Annotated in this window: 6 protein-coding genes, 2 pseudogenes and 1 other annotated feature; of the genes and pseudogenes, 6 read left to right on the plus strand and 2 right to left on the minus strand. The window is 59.1% G+C overall.

The features are described 5' to 3' along the window. The first annotated feature begins 179 nt into the window (after window positions 1–179). Both ACLFKU_RS41525 and ACLFKU_RS41530 read left to right on the plus strand, forming a co-directional pair. Window positions 180–881, plus strand: coding sequence for an SDR family NAD(P)-dependent oxidoreductase (locus ACLFKU_RS41525; protein ID WP_410853097.1), 702 nt, complete (start codon window positions 180–182; stop codon window positions 879–881). A gap of 12 nt (window positions 882–893) precedes the next feature. After that, window positions 894–2,130, plus strand: a pseudogene (locus ACLFKU_RS41530) (IS3 family transposase). Then, window positions 1,175–1,291, plus strand: a sequence feature (AL1L pseudoknot). Its footprint overlaps the pseudogene before it by 117 nt. 875 nt (window positions 2,131–3,005) lie before the next feature. Here ACLFKU_RS41530 and ACLFKU_RS41535 read toward each other — a convergent pair. After that, window positions 3,006–3,824, minus strand: coding sequence for an IclR family transcriptional regulator (locus tag ACLFKU_RS41535; RefSeq protein WP_410853100.1), 819 nt, complete (start codon window positions 3,822–3,824; stop codon window positions 3,006–3,008). Between the two features lie 151 nt (window positions 3,825–3,975). Between ACLFKU_RS41535 and ACLFKU_RS41540 the strand changes: the two genes are divergently transcribed. From ACLFKU_RS41540 to ACLFKU_RS41555, 4 genes are all read left to right on the plus strand, one after another. Next, a complete protein-coding gene (locus ACLFKU_RS41540) occupies window positions 3,976–4,971 on the plus strand; it encodes a hydroxymethylglutaryl-CoA lyase (protein WP_410853098.1) in 996 nt (331 codons plus the stop codon). Next, window positions 4,968–6,242, plus strand: coding sequence for a CaiB/BaiF CoA transferase family protein (locus ACLFKU_RS41545; protein ID WP_410853099.1), 1,275 nt, complete (start codon window positions 4,968–4,970; stop codon window positions 6,240–6,242). Before ACLFKU_RS41540 ends, ACLFKU_RS41545 begins: the two co-directional genes overlap by 4 nt. 77 nt (window positions 6,243–6,319) lie before the next feature. After that, window positions 6,320–7,633 (plus strand): MFS transporter, encoded by a 1,314-nt coding sequence (locus tag ACLFKU_RS41550; protein ID WP_368587790.1) that lies wholly within the window; start codon window positions 6,320–6,322, stop codon window positions 7,631–7,633. Further along, the gene (locus ACLFKU_RS41555) at window positions 7,630–8,760 is read left to right on the plus strand and encodes an amidohydrolase family protein (RefSeq protein WP_026228592.1); all 1,131 of its coding nucleotides are present in this window, start codon (window positions 7,630–7,632) and stop codon (window positions 8,758–8,760) included. The genes ACLFKU_RS41550 and ACLFKU_RS41555 overlap by 4 nt, the downstream gene beginning before the upstream one ends. A gap of 327 nt (window positions 8,761–9,087) precedes the next feature. Here ACLFKU_RS41555 and ACLFKU_RS41560 read toward each other — a convergent pair. Next, window positions 9,088–9,507 (minus strand): annotated as a pseudogene (locus ACLFKU_RS41560) (hypothetical protein); the annotation flags it as partial.

Consider the following 9,507-nt stretch of genomic DNA (forward strand, 5'->3'; position numbering starts at 1 on the left):
CCACGCACACCGCTTGACCGGGTAGATCGAGATAGGTCGTGTCAACGACCATGCAAACAATCCACGCTCTCACATCATGCCCCACGCGCGCGCGGATCGGGGATCGGCCCTGCCGAGCCGCTTACCCGTAAGCGAATCACGCTCGACAGCTCGAAACCATCATCTTGAACGGAGCAAACATGCATAACACCCCCGTGGCGCTCGTTACCGGCGCAAACAAGGGAATTGGCCTTCAGATCGCGAAGGACTTGGCGGCCCGAGGCTTCGAGGTACTCATCGGCGCACGCAAACTCGGCCTTGGTGTGGCAGCGGCAAGAAGTCTTCGAGGTGACAGCCAAGCGATCCAACTCGACGTGACCGATCAGTCCTCGATTACCGCGGCTGCCAGGCAGATCGAGAATACTTGGGGACGTCTCGATGTCCTGATCAACAACGCAGGTATATCACGTCCAATCAAGCTGGGGACGCCTGCCAATGAAATGAGAGACGGGGATAAGGTGAGCCGCGCAACCGTTGACGATATGCGCTTGGTCTTCGAGACGAACGTGTTTGGAGTTGTCGCCGTTACGCAGGCGATGCTGCCGCTTCTTCGAAAAGCGCCGGCGGCTCGCATAGTCAACGTTTCGAGCGCAGGTGGTTCCCTCACGCTCAAGGACGACCCGTCGGATTACTCTAGGCAGTATGTCGGTGTCTATCAGACCTCGAAAACAGCACTCAATGCGATAACGCAGGCGTTCGCCATTGAGCTGGAGGGAACCGGTATTAAGGTCAATGCAGTCTGTCCAGGGTTCACAGCCACTGACTTGAGCAACCACGCACCCAGAGCTGGGTCAGTCGAGGATGTGAACCGCACCGGATTTTGTGGAGGCTCCAACTCTTGAGACAATGGAGCCATGAACAAGAAGGTAACCAAATTTTCCCCAGAAGTTCGCGAGCGTGCGGTACGTCTGGTGCGCGAGCAGCGTAGCGAACATCCGTCAATGTGGGCAGCGATCGAATCGATTGCGCCAATGATCGGCTGCACGCCGCAGACGCTGCACGATTGGGTCAAGCGCGATCAGATTGATGCCGGAGAGCGCGAGGGCGTAACCACAGAAGAGCGCGAGCGCCTCAAGGCCCTCGAGCGCGAGGTCAAGGAACTCCGCCGTGCCAACGAGATTCTCAAGGTCGCGAGCGCGTTTTTCGCCCAGGCGGAGCTCGACCGCCGTTTGAAATCCTGAAGGCCTTCGTCGACCAGCATCGCGATACCTTTGGGGTCGAGCCAATCTGCAAGATCCTGCAGATTGCCCCGTCGGGTTACCGACGCCATGCGGCGCAGCTCCGAGATCCGTCCAGGCGCTGCGCCCGCGCGAAACGCGACGATACTCTGCAACCGGAGATCCGGCGTGTCTGGCAGGCCAATATGCAGGTCTACGGCGTGCCGAAGGTCTGGAAGCAGATGAACCGGGAAGGTATGCGGTGGCGCGCTGCACGGTCGCGCGGCTGATGAAGCTGCAGGGATTGCGAGGCGCTGTACGCGGCAAGCGGCTTCGCACGACGATCCCCGATACGAGCGCGCCTCGCCCGCTGGACCGAGTCAACCGGCAGTTCAAGGCAGACCGGCCGAATCTGCTGTGGGTTTCGGATTTCACATATGTCTCGACATGGCAGGGCTGGCTGTATGTGGCGTTCGTCATCGATGTGTTCGCCCGCCGCATCGTCGGCTGGCGGGTCAGTTCCTCGATGACTACGGACTTCGTTCTTGATGCACTTGAACAGGCGCTGTACGCACGTCAACCAGGCGACGACGGGATCCTGATACATCATTCCGATAGGGGGGCTCAATATGTCAGCATTCGGTACAGCGAACGGTTAGCCGAGGCGGGTATCGAGCCGTCCGTCGGCAGCCGTGGCGACAGCTACGATAACGCGCTGGCTGAAACGATCAACGGCCTGTACAAGACAGAGCTGATTCATCGGCGCGCCCCGTGGAAGACACGCGAATCTCGCGAACTCGCAACCCTGGAATGGGTCGCCTGGTACAACAACTGTCGGCTGATGAAACCACTCGGATATATCCCTCCCGCTGAGGCTGAGGCACACTACTACAGGCAACTCCGAAGTGCCGCTGACATGCCCGCATTAACTTGACCCAACCGGCCTCCACGATTCCCGGTGCGGTTCAGATGCGGCCCGAGAGCCGGTCCGCCTTGCCCTCCTTGACACAAACGGGCCGACCGGCACCTTTTCGAACGCAACGGGTCCGCTTCCCTGGTGAGTTAGTCCACAAAGATGCAATGCCGATCAGTGTCAGATGCATGCTTCATCCGGGCCCAACGGTGCGGCTTCGTGGGCGCCTTTGCGCTCCTGATAATGTCCGACGCGGCGATTTCGCATGCGCAAGTGAGACAAGCTACGCCGTTGGACCTGACTGTCCTGAGCGAGTCGAGCGGGCTCCAGCCAATTTCAGACACGCTGACTTGCGTTGCTGCAGCCGCCCCGCAATGGAATAGCACCCCTAGCGTCATTGGAAGGCACGCAACGATGAGCTGCTTTGCGAATACCATGCACGCGCTGTGTCTCATGCTAGCCCACGAGCCGAGGTGAGCGTGAACGTCACACTGTCCGCTGCCTGTAGATGGCGTGCTGCGCAAGCCGGCGCCGGTTTTCACGGCAGTTGGCGGCGGATCGCCCACATGACAAGCGTACCCCAGGAGCCGATGATCAACACCACGCGCCACCCGGTCGGTGACTAACGTTGCGCGCAGGCACTAACCACCATGTGAACAGTGTGACCGGCAGGCACTGCTCTTTGGCGAGTTCGTCGATATAAGGATCAGTCACAACCAGGAGATGTTCGCGTCGATGCCCGCGATCAGCGCCGCAGATAAATTACACACGGACGGTCGTGGGCAATTCATCAGAAAACTCTATCGAATATAGAAGCAGCGAGACCGTAAGGTCGTCTTGCTCCTAGAGCGGTTGGCGAGGCGGACCAACCAAAAGGCGCCGATGAAGAGACGCATTTAGCTGCTTCTATCGATATCCAGTCCTTCAAGATTTGGGGCGTCTTCCTGGACGAATCTGGCGATGCTTGCATCGTATTTCGCGCCCCTGCCCCCCAAGGCAACCGTCGCTCGCTGCGCGCTGAGAAGCAACTCCTTAAGAGCAAGCTTGATCGTAGATGGGGTGTCGAATCTGCCCTTCGGTCCCGATAGAGTCAGAGCGCCTACTAGCTGACCGGTTGAATCGAACACCGGCACCGATGCTGATGTCGTTTCAGGATCGCGTTCACCGTATGAGACCGCGCACAATTGTTCCCGCACCCGATTCCAGCGCGGATCTGACGATTCAGTGAAAGCGAGCAGTACTTTGCCGGAGGCGCCGTTGTCAATCGCGAATTCCTCCCCAATACGTATCGCTACTCTCACGCTTCTCGAAGGCTCCACGCGGTACAGAACTAAGCGCTGGTCACCTTGCCGCACATAGAAAGATGCCGTCTCGCCCAAGTCCCGACTGAGCTGCTGAAGGATCGGCTCCACCACTGGACCGACTTGAAAAGACCGCTGGTAAAGCATTGCGAGCCGTAGCGGTTGAGGTCCGATAGAGTACTGACCGTCATTCAACTTCCGGATAAATCCGCCGTGCTCTAAAGCGCCGAGCAACCGCAAGACCGTACTTTTGTACAACCCGGCACGGCGCGAAAGCTCGGTTAGCGTCAACTGGTCGTCGGTCGGGCCGAATGCGCTGAGAATAGCAAAAGCTCGGTCAAGAACCGCGACTCCGCTGCTTGTCTTCGATGCGTCGACTGAACGCTGCCCGTCGTCGGGCCCAATGCCAGTCATTTCTTCCCCTTCGGTCAATTGCCGTCACTTTACGGTTTCGCTTGACAGAACTCAAGTTTCACTTTGACATCAAGGGTTCACCCCTATTAACGAGATTAACCCGACCATCTAGAGTTCTATCCCGTAGACCCACGATCTATTGCATAGAACCATGGAGTTACTCTTGAATACCCCGAATCCCGAAGTGTTGATCAGCGAGGTCGGGCCGCGCGACGGATTGCAGAGCGTTAAAACCGTGATGCCCACGGCAGCGAAGCTGCGATGGATCTCCGCGCTCGCCGCTGCGGGTCTTAGGGAAATTGAAGTGGGTTCATTCGTGCCGACGAAGCTGCTGCCGCAGATGGCTGACATTCGTATAGTCGTCGCGCATGGGCTGTCTATTCCGGATTTGCGCGTCGCGGTTCTCGCGCCGAACCTGCGTGGTAGTCAGCGCGGTTTCGAAGCTGGCGTGCACAAGGTCACGCTTCCCGTGTCAGTGACCATAGAACACTCGCTGGCCAATATGCAGAAAACCAATGAGCAGATGATCGAGGAAGTGCGCAATATCGTCGCGCTTCGCAACGAACGGTTTCCAAACGTAGAGATAGAGGCCGGCATTTCGGTTGCCTTCGGCTGCACGATCGCCGGCACTGTGACCGATGACCAGACGATGCGCATGTGTTTGGCAATGGCCGAGTGTGGTGTTGATGAAATCGGCCTGTCCGATACGAGCGGCTACGCGAACCCGACCCAGGTTCGCCGGCTGTTTCGCCGGCTCCAAACGGAACTTGGCTCAAAGGCTGGCGGTGCACACTTCCATAACACGCGCGGACAGGGACTTGCCAACGTCGTCGCAGCGCTTGAAGTCGGCGTGACGACGATCGACTCCAGCCAGGCGGGTCTCGGCGGCTGTCCCTATGCGCCGGGCGCAACCGGCAACATCGTGACTGAGGACTTGGTCTTCCTGCTGGAAGCCATGGGCTATGACACGGGCGTGGACATCGACAGGCTGATCGCCGCGCGTGCCATTCTCGCCGATGCGTTGCCTCGCGAAGCGTTATACGGACACTTGCAGGACGCGGGGCTCCCCAAAGGATTCGCATATGCAGACGGCCACGCACCCCGTGCGCCGCAACCGGAAGACTACCGGATCAGACTAGCGCAATGAGCAAAGTGCGAGCCAACCAAGATTTGCCGTATAGCGGCGTACGCGTCGTCGAGATGACGCACATGGTGATGGGGCCCACATGCGGCATGGTGCTGGCGGACCTCGGCGCGGAGGTGATCAAGGTCGAACCCATTTCCGGCGACAGCACGCGCGCTTTGCGCGGGTCCGGGGCGGGCTTCTTCAGCACGTTCAACCGCAACAAGAAGAGCATCGCTGTCGACGTAAAAGATCCGCGCGGCGTGGAAATCATTCACAAGCTGCTTGCAGGGGCGGACATTTTCAGCGAGAACTTCAAGAGCGGCACGATGGACAAACTTCGCCTCGGTTATCCTGCACTGTCCAGGATCAATCCGCGTCTCATCTACGTGTCGCATAAAGGGTTTCTGCCCGGCCCATACGACCATCGCACCGCGCTGGATGAGGTCGTGCAGATGATGGGCGGCCTCGCTTACATGACGGGACCGGAAGGCAGGCCGCTCCGCGCCGGAACGAGTGTCAACGACATCATGGGAGGCATGTTCGGCGCGATCGGTGCGATGGCGGCCCTCGCACAACGCGAACGCACCGGCCGGGGTCAGGAAGTGCAAAGCGCGCTGTTCGAGAACAATGTGTTCCTCGTAGCACAGCACATGATGCAGTACACGGTGACCGGTACTGCCGCGGCGCCGATGCCAAGCCGCATTTCAGCCTGGGGCATCTATGACGTGTTCTCGGTGAAAAACGGCGAGCAGATCTTTCTTGCGGTCGTCTCCGATACTCAATGGGTGCCGTTCTGCGACGCTTTCGGGCTGGCGGAGCTCAAGTCGAATGAGCGGCTAGCCTCCAACAATCTGCGCGTGCAGGCCCGCGAATGGTTGCTGCCGCAGCTTCAAAAACATTTGGAAGCGTTCACCGCCGCGGAGATTAGCGCGATCTTCGAGCGCTGCGGGCTGCCTTATGCGCCGATCATGAAGCCGCAGGACCTTTTCGATGATCCGCACCTGCTCGCTACCGGCGGACTCGCCCAAGTGACTTTGCCGCCTGACGCCAGCGATGCGGGGCAAGCCATCGCGACACGGACTGCGCTGCTGCCCTTGACGCTCGGTGGTGAGCGCCTGCACCTACGCGCGCCGCCGCCTTCGCTCGGTCAGGATACTCAGGCGCTTCTGACAGATCTCGGATACACGGCTGAGGATCTCGGACGATTGGTCGAGGCTGGGATTGTCAAGTGTCGGGACGCCCAGCCTCACGATGCGTCGAATCCTTCGGCGAACGAACTCGCCAGCGCCTGAACCAGCGAAGCAAACAAGCAGTCACTGTTCCGCAGAGGCCGGGCCTCTGCACGCCGCGATTTGTCCGGAGACGAGGCATGGCATTAAGTTCATCGAATATCGCCACAGGCCGCGCGGCGGATTCCACCCTCGAGCACTCCGCGGTCAGAAAAGCCGCGCGGCGCTTCATTCCGCTACTGGCGCTTGCGTACTTCTTCAACTATCTCGATCGCACCAGCGTCGGTTTCGCGGCGTTGACAATGAACCGCGATCTGGACTTGACCGCCACGCAGTTCGGCTGGGGGGCTGGCATCATGTTTGCGGGGTATTGCTTGTTCGAGATTCCGAGTAACCTCGCGCTGTACCGCTTCGGCGCACGGCGCTGGCTCGCCCGCATCATGATCACGTGGGGGCTGTTCGCAGCGGCAACGGCACTAGCTGTCGGCCCGAAAAGCTTCTACGCGATCCGGCTGATGCTTGGCATCGGCGAGGCCGGTTTTTTCCCCGGTGTGATCTTTTTTCTCGCGGTCTGGTTTCCGCCTGCCTATCGCACCCGAGTTCTGGCTTGGTTCACCGTCTCCACGCCGCTCTCGTCGCTCGTGGGGGGGCCGCTCTCGGCTGGCCTGCTGCACATGGACGGTGTCTTGGGACTAGCTGGCTGGAGGTGGATGTTCGTCGTTCAAGGACTGCCCGCGTGCGTCCTCGGTTTTCTGGTACTGAAAATGCTGGACGACAAGCCCGCCGATGCGAAGTGGTTGTCGCACGACGAACGGCAAGCTCTGCAGGGGGCGTTCGATCGAGAAGACACGTCAAGTCGGAAGAAGAAGCATTTCGTTGCGGCATTGAAGGACGTGCGAACCTACATTCTGGCGATGATTTCCTTCGGCTTCACGATGGGCTCTTACGGCATCGGTATCTGGCTCCCTCAGATGCTGAGGGCTCACGGTATGAGCGTGGCAAAGACGGGCTGGATGTCGGCAGTGCCTTACTTCTTTGCTACTGTTGCGTTGCTCTGGTGGGCCAAACGAGTCGACAGTCGCGGCGGGCCGATAGCGAATCTGGCCGCGGGTCTGCTGATCGGCGCAATCGCGCTCGGCGTCTCGACGTACTTTCATCAACTGCTTCCGACGATGGCCGGCCTAACGCTCGCGCTTATCGGCACGATTGCCGGGCGAACGATCTTCTATACGCTCCCAACCAGCTTCCTTTCAGGCCAAGCGGCCGCCGGTGGGCTCGCTTTCATCAACTCGTTCGGCGCGCTTGGCGGCTTTGTCGGACCGTATCTCATCGGCTATCTGAAAGACGGTTTCGGTACGTTCTCGGCCGGCATGATTGGCCTGTCAATCGCGCTGGGCATCACGACATTGCTGACACTGTCACTTCATGCGTTGGCTTCCGGAGAACAGGCATGAAAAAATCACATTCGCCGCGGCGTCGGCAATTGCTCGGCACTGCCTCAGCTTCCATGATTCTCTCCCCTGTTACCGGGCGCCATGCGTTTGCAAGAGAGGAAAAGCACCTCATGAGCACAACGAGCAATTACCTTCCCGTTCGGGCCGACTGGCTCGCTCGCGGCACCGAAGCCGCGCTCGAACCCGACATGCCGATCATCGATGCGCATCATCACTTCTACGAGCGCCCAGGATGGACCTACCTTCTGGACGAGTATCTCGAGGACGCGCGCTCGGGACATAACATTACTGCCTCGGTGTTCATGCAGGCGCTGACACGGTATCGCCCGTCTGGTCCCGAGGCACTGCGCCCTGTGGGAGAAATCGAATATGTTGCAAGCGTCACGACTCCTTTGCAGAGCGGCAAGCCGCAGGTTGCAAAAGCCATGGTCGGCTACGCTGATCTTCGCCGCGGATCAGCGGTGCGCGATGCTCTCGAGGCAGAACTGCATGCTGGCGATGGCAGATTTCGTGGCGTTAGGCACCTCGTTACTTGGGATGCCGACCGGACCCTTGTCAATCCATTATCGGCGCCCCCGCGAGGGCTGCTGCTCGATCCGGACTACGGGGCGGGAGTCGCACAACTAGCTTCGCTTGGACTGTCATACGACGCGTGGTTATTCTTTCCGCAGTTGCCGGAGTTGTACGAGCTGGCCAAGTCGAATCCTCATACGCCTTTCATCATCAACCATTGCGGCGGCGTTCTCCGGATCGCCAGCTATGCAAAGCAGCGCGAGGAAGTATTCGATGCGTGGTCCCGTTCAATGCGCACACTCGCCGAACTGCCGAATGTCTATGTGAAGGTGGGTGGCCTTGGTATGCGCATCAATGGCTTCGAGTTCGAAAAGGGCGAACGCCCACCCTCGTCGGACCAATTGGCACAGGCGTGGAAGCCATGGATCTATACGTGTATCGATGCATTCGGTGCGGCCCGCTGCATGTTCGAAAGCAATTTCCCCGTGGACAAGGGCTCTTATCCCTTCAGCAACGGTTGGAACGCCTTCAAGAAGTTGACTGCGCAAGCGAGTCCCGCAGAGCGCGAAGCATTGTTTCGGGGCACGGTCACCAAAGCCTACCGCTTCGAATGAGTGCGTCCGATGGATCAGCGCGGCCGGCCCGGAAGCATCGTCATCACTGTCGGCCCAACAGCTGCGTTTGACAGCCTTTGTGTGTATGACAGGACCGGCGCGATAGCCGTCTGATGAAGCCGACTTGGAAGGAACTACCGTCCTTGCCAAGGACGCCATGCTGGCAGTTCAACTGCCAGCATCGGTACGTCTCGGACGCTTTTTGTCATCGTAGCGAGAATCTTCACCATCTGCAGTAGCAGTTTTCGGGTTACTTGCCGCCCATTTCCCTTTCTGTAGCATCGGGCATGCTCAGTTCTCCGCAGCAAGCTAACGGTAAGCCTGCCCCTAGGTTCTCTCGAATCCTCTCCCGAGTTCCCAGTCTGTTATTCGGCGATCATATTCCAACTGTTCCCACCGGGCCGCATGCACGTAATGCTTAACAACATCATCTCCCAGGACATCCCGCAGCCAGGCTGAATTTGATGCAACCTCGATCGATTCTCTTAGCGTTTTGGGAATATCCGGAAGATCGCGATCACGGTACGCGTCACCATGACATGGACCGGGCAGTTCGAGGTTCTCGGTAATCCCCGCGAGGCCGGCCGCGATCAACCCCGCGAAGGCCAGGTATGGATTGATGCGTATTTCGGACGAACGTGACCGGCCGTTTCGGGATAGTGACCGGCGATTTCGGCAACGTGACCGGTCATTTCGGGAACGTGACCGAGCGGACCGGAAGTCAGGATTGGCGTTGCGCATGACATC

Source organism: Paraburkholderia sp. EG304 (assembly GCF_046543485.1).
Lineage (GTDB): Bacteria > Pseudomonadota > Gammaproteobacteria > Burkholderiales > Burkholderiaceae > Paraburkholderia > Paraburkholderia youngii.

Bases quoted from the DNA above. Each gene is read 5' to 3' on its own strand.
- ACLFKU_RS41555 (WP_026228592.1), top strand. From the start codon at position 7,630: ATGAAAAAATCACATTCGCCGCGGCGTCGGCAATTGCTCGGCACTGCC.
- ACLFKU_RS41540 (WP_410853098.1), top strand. From the start codon at position 3,976: ATGGAGTTACTCTTGAATACCCCGAATCCCGAAGTGTTGATCAGCGAG.
- ACLFKU_RS41545 (WP_410853099.1), top strand. From the start codon at position 4,968: ATGAGCAAAGTGCGAGCCAACCAAGATTTGCCGTATAGCGGCGTACGC.
- ACLFKU_RS41550 (WP_368587790.1), top strand. From the start codon at position 6,320: ATGGCATTAAGTTCATCGAATATCGCCACAGGCCGCGCGGCGGATTCC.
- ACLFKU_RS41535 (WP_410853100.1), bottom strand. From the start codon at position 3,824: ATGACTGGCATTGGGCCCGACGACGGGCAGCGTTCAGTCGACGCATCG.
- ACLFKU_RS41525 (WP_410853097.1), top strand. From the start codon at position 180: ATGCATAACACCCCCGTGGCGCTCGTTACCGGCGCAAACAAGGGAATT.